Here is a 16,933-nt window from a genome sequence, read left to right on the forward strand (position 1 = left end):
TAAATTAAATTATGAAACAACGACTAGGGTTAGCGATCGTGCTATTTTGCTTAATGCCAGCACTTTTTGCGCAGCAAAAGGCAAAGCAAAACGCCCGTGAGGACAATGCTTCTTTCATGTTTACAGAATCACAATTGAATGAGGATGATGATGCAGCACAGAGCACATCTGCATTGGTCACTTCTAACAATGATGTTTATCTGTCAAATGTAGGTTATCTGTTTAGCCCAATGAGATTTCGTGTAAGGGGATATGATTCCCAGTATAGTGACATGTATATCAATGGGGTACAGTTTAATGATGCAGAAACAGGACGTTTCAGTTACGGATTAATAGGAGGATTGAACGATGCTACCCGTAATAAGGAGGGGATCGGTCCTTTTGAATTTAACAACTTTACTTTTGGCGCGATAGGAGGTGCCACCAATATCAATTTACGTGCCAGCCAATATGCGGCCGGTTCAAAACTAACACTGTCAGGTAGTAACCGCAACTACATTTTGCGTGGAATGTATACTTATTCTACGGGTTTGATGAACAATGGCTGGGCATTTACCGGATCATTGGGCTATCGCTGGGGTAATGAGGGAAATATTGAAGGAATCAAATATAATTCTTTTTCTTACTTCCTCGGTGCGGAGAAAGTATTTAATGATCGCCATAGTCTCTCTTTGGCAACTTGGGGAACACCGACAGAGAGAGGACAGCAAATGGCGGCAACCGAAGAAGCTTATTATTTAGCGAACAGTCATTATTATAATCCGAACTGGGGATATCAGAATGGAGAAAAACGAAATGCACGTATTGTACGTCAGTTCGAGCCATCGGCTATTGCTTCATGGAATTTCACCATTGACGATAATAAGAAGTTAGTGACAAGTGCCGGATTCAAATATTCCAATTATGGGAAAAGTGCTCTAGGTTGGAATGGTAATGCTGCCGATCCACGCCCGGATTATTATAAAAAGTTGCCTAGCTCAATCTTTGACGTGTGGGAATCTGTTCCTACTGCCGATGAATTGCAGCAGTTTAATGAAGTCACAGATAATTGGAAAAATAATAAAGCTTATCGTCAGTTAGATTGGGATGCTCTTTATTTTGCCAATAAACAGGCGAATGCATTAGGTAAAGAGACACTTTATTATGTAGAAGAACGTCATGATGACCAGTTGGCATTCAACCTTAGTTCTGTATTCAACCATCAATGGAATGAACGTAACAGCTATGTTGCGGGAGTTGCCGTGAATACAACGAAAGGTATGCATTATAAAAAAATGAAGGATTTGCTGGGCGGACAGCTTTATACTGACGTCGACAAATTTGCGGTACGCGATCATGGAGCTAGTTCCAGTATGGTGCAAAATGACCTTGATAATCCTAACCGTCGTATTGGTGAAGGTGATAAATTTGGTTATAATTATAACATCTATGTGAATAAGCAGAGTGCATGGGTACGTTATCAGGGCAACAATGGCGGATCATTAAACTATTTCGCTTCCGGTAAAATAGGATCTACACAAATGTTCCGTGACGGACTGATGAGAAACGGACGTGCTCCGTTGAAATCACTTGGCAGCAGCGGTACGGCGAAGTTCCTTGAAGGAGGTATAAAAGCCGGTATGAATTGGGCTATCAATGGTAACCATTCTTTCACGCTGAATGCCGGATATGAAGAACGTGCACCACTGGCTTATAACTCCTTTATCGCTCCTCGTATTAAGAACGACTTTGTGAGAGACTTGAAAACAGAGCGCATCATTGGTGGTGATTTGACTTATAACTTCAACACTCCATGGGTGATGGGACGTTTGACTGGTTATTATACTCGCTTCCAGAATCAGGTAGAAATGGATGCTTTTTATAATGATAGCGAAGCACGTTTCACTTATCTTTCTATGAATGGCATTGAAAAGGAACATTGGGGAATAGAAGCAGCGGCTACCTTTAAGTTGACAAGCGAACTTTCATTGACGGCTATCGGTACTTGGAGTGAAGCTAAATACACCAATAATCCGGATGCTGTATTGACATATGAAAGTGAGAATGAGTCAAACCTCGATCGTGTTTATGCTAAAGGTATGCGTGCTAATGGTACTCCGCTTTCGGCTTATAGCCTTGCTTTGGATTATAACGTAAAAGGTTGGTTCTTCAATTTGACCGGAAACTATTATGATCGTGTATATATCGATTTCTCAAGCTATCGTCGTCTTGGCAGCGTATTGGATAAAAATGGTGCCGGTGTAGATGCTAATGGAAATCCGGTTCTCCATGTACCGGGTCAGGAGAAACTGGATGGTGGATTTATGTTGGATGCTTCCATCGGAAAATACATTCGTTTACGCAATGGAAAGAGCATTAGCCTTAATTTGAGTTTGACTAATATCTTGAACAATACAGATTTGCGTACAGGTGGTTTCGAACAGAACCGTGATGATAATTACAAAGACGGTGACGCACGTGTTTACAAGTTTTCTAAGAACTCTAAGTATTTCTACGCATTCCCGTTCAACGCTTTCTTGAACATTGGTTATAGATTTTAAGAATGTGTAGTTATCAATCCAAAACAATAAGAAAGGAAGAAACAATTATGAAGAAATTACTATCTATATTATGTACCGGATTGCTGCTATGTGGCGCAGGTCTCACTTCCTGTGAGAACTATGATGATCCGGTGACGGGAAATGCTTATGGCAATAATTCAATCCCGGAAGGACGTACCATTTCAATAGCTGCGCTGAAAGAGAAATACAATGATTTCATCGATACAAGTAAAGATACCTATACCACTATCGAAGGTGAAACGCGCATTGAAGGAGTGATTACCTGCGATGACGAAAGTGGAAACTTATATAAGAAGCTGGTGGTAGCAGATGAGACAGGTGCTATCGTTATCGGTGTTAATGCAACCGGATTGTATGCATTCTGCCCGGTAGGACAGAAAGTGGTAGTCGACTGTAAGGGTTTGCAGATAGGTAGCTATCGTAAACAGGCGCAGATCGGAACAGTATATAATAATTCTGTAGGCCGTATGCCGGAATATGTATGGAAACAACATGTACGTCTGATTAATGAACCCAAATTATATTATCCAGAACTGACACCGATTGAAATTACTACTCCAGCTGATCTTGCTGCTATAGACTTGAAAGAAGCTCCGGTACTGGTTACTTTCAAAGATATAAAACTTTCCGAAGCAGATGGAACAGCGACTTATGCTCCAGGAGATGAAGGTTCAGTAAAACGTTATTTCACTTATGCTGACGGTACGCAGAGTGGAAGTAATCTATTCCTTTATACCAGTGCTTATGCAAACTTCTCAATGGAAGTAATGCCGCAAGGTAGTGTAAATATTACAGGTATTTTGTTGCGTTACAATAACCAGTGGGAGGTTGTTGTTCGTACTTTAAGCGATATCAAACGAAATAATTAATTCAATTAACACATATAATTATGAAAAAGATTCTAAATGCTTTATTCTTGACACTGCTTGCGGTGTTTACATTTAGTTCATGTAGTGATGTACCGGCTCCTTATGATATATTGGGAGAAGGTGATGTTCCGGGATTGACGGGTGATGGTACGAAAGAAAATCCATATAATATAGCTACTGCTTCATTGAAACAAGATGGTTCTGTTGCTTGGGTACAAGGATATATTGTAGGTTCGGCAGATGGGGCATCTTTGGCTGATGGATCTAAGTTTGAAGCTCCTTTTGTTGGTGCATCAAATATTTTGATTGCAGATGATGTGAATGAAAAGGATTACAAGAAATGTATTCCTGTACAGTTAGTTGCCGGAACAGATTTGCGGGCTCAATTAAATTTGGTTGATAATGCGGCTAATCTGGGACAAGTTGTTATTATTAAAGGTACATTAGAAAACTACTTTAAGCAAGCTGGTGTAAAAGCACCTACTGCTGCTGTTCTTAATGGAAAAGAGATTGGAGACGGTGGTGAACCTACTCCGGGCAATGTAACGATTACAGAAAATCAACCTTATTCCGCGTCGTTTGCTTCAGACCTTGCAGGATTTACAGTTGAAAATAAAGTAAGTGAGGGTTTGACTGGAGATGTTTGGTATTATAGTAGTAAATATACTGCCGCTACTTCTAGTTCGTATAATGGGACAACAAATGTTCCAGCAGAAGGATGGTTCCTCTCTCCTGTTTTGGATATGACAGCTATTAGTAAAGCAACATTAACATTTGAACATTCTTCTTATAAAGAAGGTAAGCCTGAAGAACTGATGTTAAAAATTAGGCAAGAAAATGCTACAGACTGGACTGATTTGGTTATTTCTAATTACTCTAATGGTCGTGATAATCATGTAACTACTACCGTAGACCTTACGGATTTTGCATCGAAAAAGGCACAAATAGCTTTTGTTTATAAGAATGAAGCTGGTGGTTCTGATAATACCTGGTATATTTATAATCTGAAAGTTGCTGCTGGTGAAGGTGGTGGAGAAACTCCCGATGATGATCCATTTGGTTTAGATACTTCAAATCCAAAATCGACCTTTAGTGCCGATTTTGAGGAAATTACTGCTATAAATCAGAATTATAGTTTGGAGGGTTGGATTAATAAATCTATCCAAGCATCTAATGTTTGGCAGACTGGAATATATAATAATATAGATAAGTATATTAAAGCGACCCCTTATAATGTCGCTGCTAATGAAACAATGGAGGTATGGTTTATAACTCCAGCTTTTACAGTTAGTACAGCGAACAAATTTACATTTGATTGTGCAGGAGCAAATTGGCAAGCCGATATGACATTGAAAGTATTCTTCTTGCAGAAGGATGCAAATGGTGTGGTTACTAAGAATGAAGTTACTGTCGCTCAAATACCTACTTCTGGAACTAATTTTGAATGGGTGAGAGATATAAATGTTGACTTAAGCAGTTATAATGGTAAGGTTGGGTTTATCGGCTTCCAGTATGCGGTTGTAAGTACAGGTGTGAATAAAAATTTGCCTACATATCAAATTGATAATGTAAAATATGTAGGAGGTGGCGGAGAAACTCCCGGAACTGAAAGTGTAATATTCACAGAAACTTTTGGCGAGACTTTGTCGACAGGTAGTACTGAAAAGTTTGCAATAGCAGATTTTGAAGAATGGACAAATGGGGTAGGATTGGTGTTCTCTACGACAGATCCGAGTAAAAAAATAGAGATTAGAAGAACAAAAACTATATCTAATTGTGTTTGGCTGCCTGCCAAGAATATCTATGGCTTTAAAATAGAAAATATAAATACAACAGGATATCGTGATTTAGTGTTGAGTTACAAAATTTTACCTAATACTCTTGCCTCATCAGGTGTTAAAGCAAATCAAGCTAATATAAATGTTAAGTGTGGTGAACAGATGATGACCATTCCTTCTGTGGAACTTACATCAACTTCTGAATATAAGGAAGTTGAACTTACAGGAATCCCGGAAGGTATTACTTCGATTGAATTTATTTCCACAGAGAATAATCTTGTAGGTTTTCGTCTTGATGATATAACATTGAAAGGTAAGAAATAATAAAGGATATATGGTGATAGGCAGTTATAGCTCTTTGTTATAACTGCCTATTCTGTTATCTTAAATAATATATCTTATGAAATTTAAAATAGAATATATTTTGCTGTGTTTGTGGGGGCTAGGCTTACAATCTTGTAGCAAAGATGAAAACAACAACTCCAATAATTTTGCCACCGGCATCGTAGAACTTCCTGCTCTCCGCAATGGTGTAAACGATGTGTTTGTAACTCACTCTACTACTTTCAAAGGGCAGAAAGTAACCTCTTTCAGTATGGAATACGATAAGAGTAAGAAACATTCCCGTTGGATTGCTTTTCGATTCGATAATCAAACTAGACTGCAAGAGGCAACTCGTAGTGATGAATTTATTCCGGACCCTTCTCTTGATATGGAATATCAACGTACTCAAGTAGATTTTGGGAAAAAAGGTTATGATAGAGGGCACCTCTGTGCTTCTGCCGACAGACTTTATCAACAAGAAGCTAATGACCAAACCTTTTATTATACGAATATGAGTCCGCAACGGAACAATTTTAATACAGGTGTTTGGTTGGCATTGGAAGGACAAGTACAGTCATGGGGGCGTAGCTGTACAGCTTCAGATACCTTGTATGTAGTAAAAGGCGGAACGATTGATAAGGAGGAACAAGTCAAAGAATATATAGGTGGCGACCGTAGCAAGCCTGTTCCTAAATATTATTATATGGCTTTGTTGTTTAAAAAGGGAGATTCTTTCAAAGCAATTGCTTTTTGGATGGAACATACAGACAGTAAACCGTCAAAAACAATAAAACTTGTTGACTATGCATTATCAATAGATGAACTGGAAGAAAAGACAGGAATTGATTTTTTTCCGAATCTAAATGATAATTTGGAAAATGCGCTTGAGGCTACGTATTCAACAAAAGCGTGGCCGGGATTGGAATAAGATCACTCGTTAATAATTTTAGTGCTCATATACTCCGATTTTATAAATCAATCATATAAAGGTAATAAATTATCGGGTACTTGTACTTCATTGCTTTTAAAAAGAGGAAAGTATAAATATAGTTGCTTTTAACTGAATGAGGAGGTGTAGAAAACAGTACGTACTGTTTGAAGTCTATATTTTAATGCCTAAATTTGTCTACGTTTCAATTTTATAAGGATAGGCATTATGGATACTACTTTCAGAATATACCCGATAGGAATACAGAATTTTGAGCAGTTACGCAATAATAACAACGTCTATGTAGATAAGACGGAGTTGATTTATCGTTTGGCTAATACCAATAAGGCTTATTTTTTGACTCGTCCCCGTCGTTTCGGAAAAAGTTTGTTGGTATCCACTCTTCATGCTTATTTTCGGGGGAAGAAGGAATTGTTTCAAGGTTTGGCAATGGAGCGTTTGGAGAAAGAGTGGAATGTCTTCCGGTGTTGCACCTTGATTTCAGTATGACAAAGTACACAGCACTTTCCGACCTCTTGGGACAGTTGAATCTGAACTTATACGATTGGGAAAACTCTATGGAAAGGAAGAAATAGAAGGTACGCCCGCGGAACGTTTCCGGGGAGTGATTCGTCGTGCTTATGAACAGACGGGCAAACCGGTAGTAGTACTTATTGACGAATACGATGCTCCTTTATTAGACAGTAACCATTTGCCGGAACTGCAAAATGAACTTCGAGAAGAAATGCGGAAATTCTTCAGTCCCTTGAAAGCGCAAGGAGCACATTACACGCGTTTGGTTGCAGGTGGCAGATGTTTTTATGTTTTTTCAACTTTATAGAGGAAGGATTACGCATCAAAATTAGGGTCACAACCGTAAGTCATAAACCCAATTCACCTCTGTGTCCTCCGTGTCCTCTGTGGTGAAAAGAATCAAAACTGCATAGAAACGAGTTAAACGTTGCGCTAATGAATGGGTCAAGGGTGAGGGGTGGTGAGGGTAGATTTATAACCTTTTATTTTATTATTTTCTATACTATCTCCTTTTTTATCTATAAAAAAAAATACGAAAGTTATAAATCTACCCTCACCACCCCTCACCCTTGACCCATATCTTATAATAAAAAGATAACGGGGAATCTTAAAAACTCAATCGTCTTTTTCAGATTTACCACAACGTTTTCAGAATACTCCATTATTTTATTCAAAACAGTGCAGGAATGAATCAAATTTTAGGGATATAGCTGTCCTAAACCAAATCCTCCAAGAATTACAATTGAGTCGGCTTGCTGAATATACATAACTTCCAGCATTTATTTCCATATTTCCACCACATTTAAAAAAATATGTATATCTTTGTCGTACGCTTTCTGCTCATCAGCGTGATGAAATTAGCGGGAGGCGCTATATATTACTAATTTGAGTATATGTGTATTATCTCTCACCTCTAAAAATAGCAAGTTTAAGTAAAGAGAGATGATTCGACAGATACTCCACGTGAACGGCTGTATATCAACATATCCGTAAGGAATGTGTTATATATAAACGATTGACGTGGGTGTCTGTTGTTATCATTGTCTTTTACGAGGGTATTGCTAGCCTAAGAGGTGGATAATGGTGCAACAGCATTCACGTCTTTTTTGTGTCCGGTCGGTTATGATTACCCCAAAAGTCTAACCTAAACAATTCCCCGTCCGCCCGAAATACAGAAAACGTGGATGCCGGTTGTGCCACATAAACAAAATAATACTCCATTTTTATTGTGGAACACATTAAAACAAAAGCATTATGCCAAAATGGATTAGCGTAGAAGAAGCGGCGGCCAAGTATGGAATCAACAAAGAAGTAATCTGGCTTTGGGCGGATATGAAAAGATTCCCGATGTCGTATGAGAAAGGTATCACCACTGTTGATGAAGAAAGCCTTATCGGATTCCTGCATCAGAATAAGGATCGAGTTACAGCCGAGTATATCGACACATTGGAAGACCTATGTATTGGAAAAGCAAATATCTGTAACTTATATGCTGAAATTATCGGTTGTCAAGACAAAGAACTCTTGTATCAAAGGGAGCAAATCGCTCGAATGAAAGAGATACAAACAGCTATGAAAAGGCAAAACAGCCGGCTCCGGGATTGTGAGAAAGTGTTCACGAAATATGAAGAGAACTTTAGTACCTGCTGGATTGGAAGAATCTGCGCTCACTTAAGGCGACTGATACGGTTGATACGACGGTAAATACCATTCTATCTCATTTTAAACCCTGAATAGATATATTTAAAGATATCCCTAAACAGAAATGTTTAAAAATACTAGAAATATACTGTAGTAAGATTTTTTATCCATTCGTTTTATATTCTTAACTCCGAAAAATTCGTAAGTGTAGATAAACCAACTACTTTTGGCTCTCGAATTTGCAGCATTTTTGAATGTCTTGCGTCTAATAAACATAAACTAATATATTTCTAGTCATGAAACACAGACTGCTACTACTGATTCTATTCGTATTCGCTACCTCCGTGGCGGGGTGGGCACAAAAATCCACAGCTCCTTCTTATACAGTCAAAGGAGTACTTATTGATTCTTTAACACAAGAGGGAGAGCCGTATGCTACCATCAAAATAGCAAAGAAAAATGCTCCGGATAAAGCAGTCAAGATGGCGGTGACTGGGGCGAATGGTAAATTTCAGGAGAAACTGAATGTCGCTGCGGGCAATTACATCATCACCATTTCTTCGATTGGTAAAGCACCGATAGTAAAGGAGTTTACTCTAAAACCGTCTGCGAAGGAGGTTGACTTGGGTACAATGATTTCTTCGGAAGCCAATAACGTATTGAAAGGAGTGGAGGTAGTCGCACAAAAACCTTTGGTAAAGGTAGATGTGGATAAGATTGAATATAATATTGAAGATGACCCGGACTCAAAATCGAACAGTATATTGGAGATGCTTCGGAAAGTGCCTTTGGTAACAGTGGATGGAGAAGACAATGTACAGGTGAATGGCAGTAGTAGTTTCAAGATACATGTGAATGGAAAGCCCAATAATATGATGAGCAATAATCCGAAGGAAGTACTGAAAAGTATGCCGGCAAACACAATCAAATATATTGAGGTGATAACTTCACCGGGAGCTAAATATGATGCGGAAGGTATCGGAGGTATTCTGAATATCGTCACAGTAGGTTCCGGATTTGAAGGCTACACGGCTACTTTCAGAGGAAATGCTAATAATAACGGAGTAGGTGCCGGCACTTACGCAATGGTGAAACAAGGTAAACTGACTGTTTCTGCCAACTACAACTATAATTATAATAATAGTCCGCGCAGCTATTCCGACAGTTACCGCGAAAACTATGAGCCTGCTAAGGAGAATGAAAAATACCTGGAATCGGAGAGTAGCTCCAAGTCGAAAGGTAATTTTCAGTATGGCAATTTGGAAGCCAGTTACGAGATTGATACGTTGAGGCTGCTGACGGTGGCTTTCGGTATGTACGGCAGTAATGATAAAAGTAACAGTGACGGAAATACGATTATGCACGGAGCTGACCGCCAGGATTTTGCGTACCGTTATAGAACGGACAATCATGGAAAAGGATCATGGTATTCTATCAACGGAAATATAGATTATCAGCGTACTTCCCGAAAAAATAAAGAACGGATGATTACGTTTTCTTATAAAATCAATTCCCAACCCCAAACGAATGATTCATATAATACTTATCTGGACATCGAGCCTGATGAAAATAAACTGGATATTATAAAAGAATTGTCATTAAAGAATTTCCATTCGGACGGGAAGACAAATACGATGGAGCAGACTTTCCAAGTGGACTATACTACTCCGATTGGAAAACTGCATACGATTGAAACCGGAGCCAAATATATTTTCCGACGTAACTCCAGTGATAATCGGTTTTATGAAGCCGAGGGAGCAAGTGAAAACTATGCATATAATGAAAATCGTAGTAGCGAGTACCGTCATTTGAATCATATTCTCTCTGCTTATGCCGGATATACGTTGAAATACAAGGGATTTACTTTTAAACCGGGATTGCGTTATGAGCAAACTATACAAGAAGTGAAGTATCTGGTGGGTCCGGGCGAGAACTTTAATTCGAATTTTAGTGATCTGGTTCCTTCCGTTTCGTTGGGTATAAAGCTTGGCAAGACGCAGAATTTGCGTGGTGGATATAATATGCGTATCTGGCGTCCGGGTATCTGGAATTTGAATCCTTATTTCGATAATCAGAATCCGATGTTTATCAGTCAGGGAAATCCGAATCTGAAGAGTGAGAAGAGCCATTCGTTCGACTTGTCTTACAGTAGTTTTACGTCCAAGTTCAACATCAATCTTTCTTTGCGTCATTCTTTCAATAACAATGGAATTGAAAGAATCAGTCGCTTGATTACTGATAAAGACGGAGAAATCTTTGAAGGTGGGCATAAAGCTCCCTACGGTGCACTGTATAGCACATATGGTAATATCGGAAAGAGCCGGGAAACAGGATTAAACTTCTATTTGAACTGGAATGCTTCTCCTAAAACGAGAATTTACGTCAATGGACGTGGCAATTATAGCGATTTGCGGAGTCCTGCCCAAGAGCTGCACAATTATGGATGGAATGCTTCTGCTTATGGAGGAATTCAGCAGACCTTACCGGGAAAAGTACGTTTGAGCCTGAACGGCGGAGGTAGCACACCCCGAATCAGTTTGCAGGGAAAAGGTTCAGGATATAGTTATTATAGTTTGGGATTGAGCCGTTCTTTCCTGAAAGAAGAACGTCTTTCTTTGAATATTTATTGCAGCAATGTTCTGGAGAAATACAGAACTTACAATAATCACACAGAAGGAGCTAACTTTATTTCGAAGAGTTCGAGCAAATATCCGAGCCGGTATTACGGTTTCAGTATCAGCTATCGGCTTGGAGAGTTGAAAGCCAGTGTGAAGAAAGCCGCACGAAGCATCGACAATGACGATGTGAAAGGTGGCGGAGGAGGTGGAAACACCGGTGGTGGAGGTGGTCAGTAGACCACTTCCGCACACCGTGATTCCCTCTTATTTCTGTCTCACGTCTTGCTTGTTGGTGTTAAAACCAAGTTTGGTTAATCCGGCCTGTACATCAGGATGGCTCATGAAGAGTTTCCATAATAATCCGGTCCGGTAATTTTCGATCATGACAGCAATAGGACCTTGGTCGATAGCCAGATAACGTTGCGGATACCAATGGTCCGTTTCGCTGAAAGCATCGTAGAATCCGAAAGGCCCGAACACTTTATCTCCCATACCATACAGATGGCGCATCACTTGCATGGAATATTCCGGTGTATAGACAATAGACGAAAGTGCGGCGGTAGGGGAGATCACTCCTTTGTCGTCCTGTTCATTGGGCGAATGAGCCGCATATCCATCGACGGAGTAGCTGGCGGTCAGTCCCCAACAATCCGGTCCGAAACCTTTGTAATGTTTAGGGTTGCGGATGCAGTAAGCACGGTTGACCAGTGTCAGGTTGCGCATTTCGTGGAAGTAGCTGGGGCAGTATTCATCTTTCAGTCCCACCGGATCAAGTCCGAGGAAAGAGTATTGAGCCCAGAAAAGCGGTCCGGCTTCGGTGCCCTGATAGCGGAGATGTAACTCGATACCTTCCACTTTATGCGGAGAAACGATGGCTCCGTTCTGTGCCCAACCGTCATGATAGACAGCCGCAGGTACTCCGTGTGTAGGAGAAGCGGCGGCAAGAATATACATAATCATACATTCGTTGTAGCCGTGTACAGGGAAATTCATTTCCCAGCCATACGTCGGACTCCAATGCCAGTAAAGAACGTTTTGTCCGCCTTGCCGATACCAGTTCCAGTCGACATCCCGCCAAATCTGGTCGATACGTTGGGCGAGTGCTTTCTCTTTCTCGTTTCCGTTGACATAATATTGGTGTACGGCCAGCAGACCTTGGATGAGGAAAGCGGTCTCTACCAGATCGCCCCCATTATCTTTCTGACCGAATGGTTTCACCTTGCCCGTATCACCATACCACCAATGAGGGTAAGCTCCGTGGAAACGGTCTGCCTTTTCGAGGAAAGAAACGATGCGTTCCATTCGCGCCAGTCCCTCTTCGCGAGTGACGTAACCACGGTCGATTCCGGCAAGGATAGCCATGATGCCGAAGCCGCTGCCGCCGGAAGTGACTACATTGGCATCGTTTTCTGGATAAACGCCGTCCACATGATAACGTTCGGGAGCCAACCCGCTATTCGGTTCGGCACCTTCCCAAAAATAAAGGAAAGTCCGTCGCTGGACGCTATCCATCAGGGCGTCGTCCGATAACGAGTCGGTGGCTGCGGAAAGGTTGTCGCTCTTGCTTTTCCCTTTACAGCTCTGGAAAGTCAGGGCAACGGTAGATAGAAACAGTAACATGAGCGGAAGTGCACTCATCTTTATTATTCTTTTATATTTATCGTTCATAATCAAGGTAATAAAAGTTTAGTTTAATGTGAACTTCGCGGTTTTCACATCACGGCTGTTCGTACCGATCATCACTTCAAAGTCGCCCGGTTCGGCAACCAGTTGCAAGTCATAATTATAGTATCGAAGCATTTCCGGAGCAATCTTGAAACGGACAATCTTCATTTCTCCCGGTTCCAGGAATATCTTTTGGAAACCTTTCAGCTCTTTGACGGGACGGGTACTGCTACCCACAACGTCGCGGATATAAAGCTGTACCACTTCCGATCCGGGCCATGTTCCGGTATTGGTAACCTCCACTGCGGCAGTCAACGAACCGTTCATGTCCATGGAGGAATGACTCAAGTCGATGTCGCTGTAAGAGAACGTCGTATAAGAAAGGCCGTAACCGAACGGATAAAGCGGATCATTATCCACATCGAGATAGTTGCTGCGGAATTTCTCAAACCATTTGCCATCTTTCAATGGGCGTCCGGTATTTTTGTGCGCATAATAAAGAGGTATCTGGCCGACATTCTTCGGGAAAGTCATAGTCAGTTTACCACCCGGATTGACGTAACCGAAAAGTGCGTCACCAATGGCATAAGCGACTTCACTGCCTCCGAACCATACATTCAGAATGGCAGGCACATGCTCCTGTTCCCAGTTCAGCGTAAGCGGACGTCCGGTGAATAACACCAGTACCACCGGTTTGCCTGTCTTTAAAAGCTCTTTCAACAGATTCTGTTGTACGTCGGGAATATTCAAGTCCGTACGACTGCTGCTTTCACCACTCATTTCAGAAGATTCACCTAGCGCTGCGATGATGATATCCGACCGACGGGCTACGTTCAATGCTTCGTCCAGCAACTGCTGGTCGGTGCGGTTGTCACGGTTCAGGGAACGGCCGAACATTGTTGCCCGTTCTTCATAACTTGCATCACTAATCAGATTGCTTCCTTTAGCATACATGATATTCGCTTTTCCGGCTGTCATCTCTTTCAATCCTTCCACCAAAGAAGGGCAACGGTCGAGCACAGCGGCTACGCTCCATGTACCCGGCATATTGCTACGGCTGTTTGCCAACGGACCGATTACTGCAATATTTCCTTTAGGGTTGAAAGGCAACAACGGATTTCCGTTCGGATTACCGTCGGGACTGTCATTCTTCAGAAGAACGAAACTTTCTGCTGCAATTCTGCGGGCTGCATCACGATGCGCTTTGGTAAAGATGTCGCGTGCCGGACGTTTCGGATCGCAATATTTATAAGGATTATCAAACAATCCCAGTTTATATTTGGCTTCCAGAATACGACGACAAGCCGTATTCAATGTTTCCATAGAGACTTTTCCTTCCTGAACGGATTTCTTCAGTGTTCCTACAAAACCTTCGCTTACCATATCCATATCCACTCCGGCATTGATGGCACGGGCAGATACTGTCTGAAGATCACCGATACCATGATCGATCATTTCTGAAATTCCGGTATAATCAGTCACTACAAAACCGTTGAATCCCCATTGTCCGCGAAGAATATCCGTCATCAGCCATTTATTGGCAGTGGCCGGAATACCGTCTACTTCATTAAAAGAAGCCATCACGCTACCTACACCCGCTTCAACGGCTGCTTCATACGGCAACATATAATCATTGAACATTCGTTGGCGGCTCATATCTACGGTGTTATAGTCACGGCCGGCTTCGCCTGCCCCATATAACGCAAAGTGTTTTACGCAGGCCATGATTTCGTCATTCCGTTCCATGTTTTTCCCCTGATAGCCGCGCACCATCGCTTCGGCAATCATTGCTCCAAGAAACGGGTCTTCGCCGTTGCCCTCGGAAACACGTCCCCAACGAGGGTCACGTGAGATATCCACCATCGGGCTGAAAGTCCATGAGATCCCATCGGCACTCGCTTCTACGGCTGCAATGCGGGCAGACTCTTCAATGGCTGTCATATCCCAGGTGCAAGACAAACCGAGCGGGATAGGGAACATCGTTTCATATCCGTGAATAACGTCCATCCCGAACAATAACGGAATACCCAGCCGGGAATCTTCCACAGCCTGTTTCTGTACTTCACGTATCTTCTCTACTCCTTTCAGATTGAACAATCCTCCCACTTCACCTTTCTTGATTTTTGCGGCGATATCGCTGCTTTTGGCTTGTCCCGTAGTAATCTCTCCGGTGACTGGAAGGTTTAACTGTCCGATTTTTTCTTCCAGCGTCATTTTATTCATCAATACGTCGATGAAACGATCCATATCCTGTGGCGACTTTTGTGCCGACGCGGTTAGAAAACCTGCGGCAAACAACAGGACGGATAGACTTAACTTTTTGTATATCATGCTATTATTCCTACTTTTATATCTATTCATATAAAGTCCTCCTTATACGCTGAATGCTCGGTACCGAGGAGGACATTGTTCGACACCGGGAAACAGTAGTTCCGGCACCGAGGAAACAACCGTTCGGCACCGGGAAACTTTCTTATTGGTAGTCGGGGTTCTGTACCAGTACTCCCTTAGACTTGTCGATCTCTGTCTGCGGCAGTGGAAGCAGTGCGTTTTTGTCCTGATAATTGGTTTTACCGGCTGCGTGCAACACTTCTTTTGCGATGCCCCAACGAACGAGGTCATAGAAACGGTCGAATTCCAGACCTAATTCCACACGACGTTCGTGGCGGATGGCCTCACGCAATTCTCCCTGATCGGTAGTCGTCACTTTAGGCAATATATTGGTATTGGTGCCTCTGGCACGTGCACGAACTTGTTCCAGGTAGCCGATTGCTTCGCCCGGGATGCCTTTTTCGTTGGCCGCTTCGGCTCCCATCAACAGTACGTCTGCGTAGCGGATCAGACGAATGTTTACCCAGAATCCTTTGTTGGTATATTCTTTACGCAAAGCCGGGTCGGTATAGGCTTTTTTGTTAAAGTAAGCACCTATTGCCGGAGAAACCGGAGATTCGCCATAAGGCTCGTTGGTGTTTTCCGGAGTGATAGGATCGCTGTCCGAGTGGCGGAAGTAGAGTAGGGTCGCATTTTTACGTGGATCACCCTGCTCGTAAGCTTGTGCCATATTTTCTGTTGCCATGTGCCATCCCCATCCCAAGTCCCATTGACCTGCTCCGCGCACACCTTGTACTTCACAGAACTGGCTACCGATAACGGTACTTTGAGGAAGAGCTGCAGTGGCTGTACATTGCAATTCGAATATGGAACCTCCGTTATTTTCACCGTCATCTGTGAAGATCTCGTTATACGGAGTCTTCAGGTTGTAGAGTCCCTTGCTGATGACATCGGTGGAGGCTGTGTACATATTGTCCCAATCGTTGCGCATCATATAAGTGCGTGCGTGTAAAGAGCGGGCAGCTCCCCAAGTCAGTCGTCCGGTGTATTCGGTACTCCAGGTTTCCGGCAATGACTCTTCCGCTGTCTTCAGGTCCTTGTCAATCAGCTCATAGATTTTATCAACAGTTGTCTTCGGGATATTGGCTTCCGATGCATCGTTGATTTTATAAGTCACCAGGGGGACTTCTCCGAAAGCTCTTACCAGATTGAAGTAACAATAAGCACGGAAGAAAGAAGCCTCTCCCTTATTGATGATGTCCTCGGCCTCTGTTTGTCCGGCTGTCTCTTTTTCTGCAATGGCGTCAAGAATGTCATTACATTGGTAGATGATGGCATAATTCTGTCCCCAATAAGCACCCAGCAGGCCGTTGGTCGGCGTATACACGAAATCATCATACATTTCGGCTACATCAGAACCATCGCTGGCAATACTTCCTTTTTCCGAATCTTCCGAACGGAAACAATGGATGGCAAAAGCGGGAGGTCCGGCTGTGACATTATAGTTACGCATCATCGTATAGACATTATAAATCTTACCGTTGACCAGTGCGTTCGGATTGTCATCTTCCGTGAACTGTCCTTGTGGACTACGATCCAGAAAGTCACTACAGCTACCTAGCGATAGCGCGGCTGCAGCAATAAAGATTGAATATATATATTTATCTAGTTTCATACAATTATA

The 16,933-nt window shown here is 42.1% G+C and carries 9 protein-coding genes and 1 pseudogene; 7 read left to right on the forward strand and 3 right to left on the reverse strand.

Annotated elements, in window-relative coordinates:
* Positions 1-11 precede the first annotated feature (11 nt).
* The 7 genes and pseudogenes from GD631_RS06600 to GD631_RS06630 all read left to right on the forward strand — a co-directional run bounded on the left by GD631_RS06600 (position 12) and on the right by GD631_RS06630 (position 11,490).
* Entirely contained in the window at positions 12-2,540 is a 2,529-nt protein-coding gene (locus GD631_RS06600) for a TonB-dependent receptor (RefSeq protein ID WP_143256896.1), read from the forward strand.
* Between the two features lie 47 nt (positions 2,541-2,587).
* Positions 2,588-3,430, forward strand: coding sequence for a DUF5689 domain-containing protein (locus GD631_RS06605; protein WP_143256897.1), 843 nt, complete (start codon positions 2,588-2,590; stop codon positions 3,428-3,430).
* Positions 3,431-3,450: 20 nt separating this feature from the next.
* Positions 3,451-5,532 carry a DUF6359 domain-containing protein gene (locus GD631_RS06610; protein ID WP_185911590.1) on the forward strand — a complete coding sequence of 694 codons (2,082 nt, stop codon included), beginning with the start codon at positions 3,451-3,453 and terminating at the stop codon, positions 5,530-5,532.
* Between the two features lie 76 nt (positions 5,533-5,608).
* Positions 5,609-6,460 (forward strand): DNA/RNA non-specific endonuclease, encoded by an 852-nt coding sequence (locus GD631_RS06615; RefSeq protein ID WP_143256898.1) that lies wholly within the window; start codon positions 5,609-5,611, stop codon positions 6,458-6,460.
* A gap of 228 nt (positions 6,461-6,688) precedes the next feature.
* Positions 6,689-7,271, forward strand: a pseudogene (locus tag GD631_RS06620) (AAA family ATPase); the annotation flags it as partial.
* A 977-nt stretch (positions 7,272-8,248) separates the two neighbouring features.
* Positions 8,249-8,698 carry a hypothetical protein gene (locus GD631_RS06625; protein WP_143256899.1) on the forward strand — a complete coding sequence of 150 codons (450 nt, stop codon included), beginning with the start codon at positions 8,249-8,251 and terminating at the stop codon, positions 8,696-8,698.
* 233 nt (positions 8,699-8,931) lie between these two features.
* Positions 8,932-11,490, forward strand: a complete 2,559-nt coding sequence (locus GD631_RS06630; RefSeq protein WP_143256900.1) for an outer membrane beta-barrel family protein — start codon at positions 8,932-8,934, stop codon at positions 11,488-11,490.
* 27 nt (positions 11,491-11,517) lie between these two features.
* On the opposite strand, the gene GD631_RS06635 is transcribed toward GD631_RS06630, so the two are convergent.
* The 3 genes from GD631_RS06635 to GD631_RS06645 form a co-directional block, all read right to left on the reverse strand.
* The gene (locus GD631_RS06635; RefSeq protein ID WP_370511851.1) at positions 11,518-12,891 is read right to left on the reverse strand and encodes a glucoamylase family protein; all 1,374 of its coding nucleotides are present in this window, start codon (positions 12,889-12,891) and stop codon (positions 11,518-11,520) included.
* Between the two features lie 48 nt (positions 12,892-12,939).
* Positions 12,940-15,249, reverse strand: coding sequence for a beta-glucosidase BglX (bglX, locus tag GD631_RS06640; protein WP_143257102.1), 2,310 nt, complete (start codon positions 15,247-15,249; stop codon positions 12,940-12,942).
* 142 nt (positions 15,250-15,391) lie between these two features.
* Complete coding sequence (locus GD631_RS06645; protein WP_143256902.1) at positions 15,392-16,924, reverse strand: RagB/SusD family nutrient uptake outer membrane protein; 1,533 nt, start codon at positions 16,922-16,924, stop codon at positions 15,392-15,394.
* Between the last annotated feature and the right edge of the window lie 9 nt (positions 16,925-16,933).

This window comes from Bacteroides luhongzhouii, assembly GCF_009193295.2.
GTDB lineage: Bacteria > Bacteroidota > Bacteroidia > Bacteroidales > Bacteroidaceae > Bacteroides > Bacteroides luhongzhouii.

Excerpts from the sequence above, each read along its gene's own strand:
- GD631_RS06635 (WP_370511851.1), bottom strand. The coding sequence starts at position 12,891 with ATGAGTGCACTTCCGCTCATGTTACTGTTTCTATCTACCGTTGCCCTG.
- GD631_RS06610 (WP_185911590.1), top strand. The coding sequence starts at position 3,451 with ATGAAAAAGATTCTAAATGCTTTATTCTTGACACTGCTTGCGGTGTTT.
- GD631_RS06630 (WP_143256900.1), top strand. The coding sequence starts at position 8,932 with ATGAAACACAGACTGCTACTACTGATTCTATTCGTATTCGCTACCTCC.
- GD631_RS06605 (WP_143256897.1), top strand. The coding sequence starts at position 2,588 with ATGAAGAAATTACTATCTATATTATGTACCGGATTGCTGCTATGTGGC.
- GD631_RS06600 (WP_143256896.1), top strand. The coding sequence starts at position 12 with ATGAAACAACGACTAGGGTTAGCGATCGTGCTATTTTGCTTAATGCCA.
- GD631_RS06615 (WP_143256898.1), top strand. The coding sequence starts at position 5,609 with ATGAAATTTAAAATAGAATATATTTTGCTGTGTTTGTGGGGGCTAGGC.
- bglX (WP_143257102.1), bottom strand. The coding sequence starts at position 15,249 with ATGATATACAAAAAGTTAAGTCTATCCGTCCTGTTGTTTGCCGCAGGT.
- GD631_RS06625 (WP_143256899.1), top strand. The coding sequence starts at position 8,249 with ATGCCAAAATGGATTAGCGTAGAAGAAGCGGCGGCCAAGTATGGAATC.
- GD631_RS06645 (WP_143256902.1), bottom strand. The coding sequence starts at position 16,924 with ATGAAACTAGATAAATATATATATTCAATCTTTATTGCTGCAGCCGCG.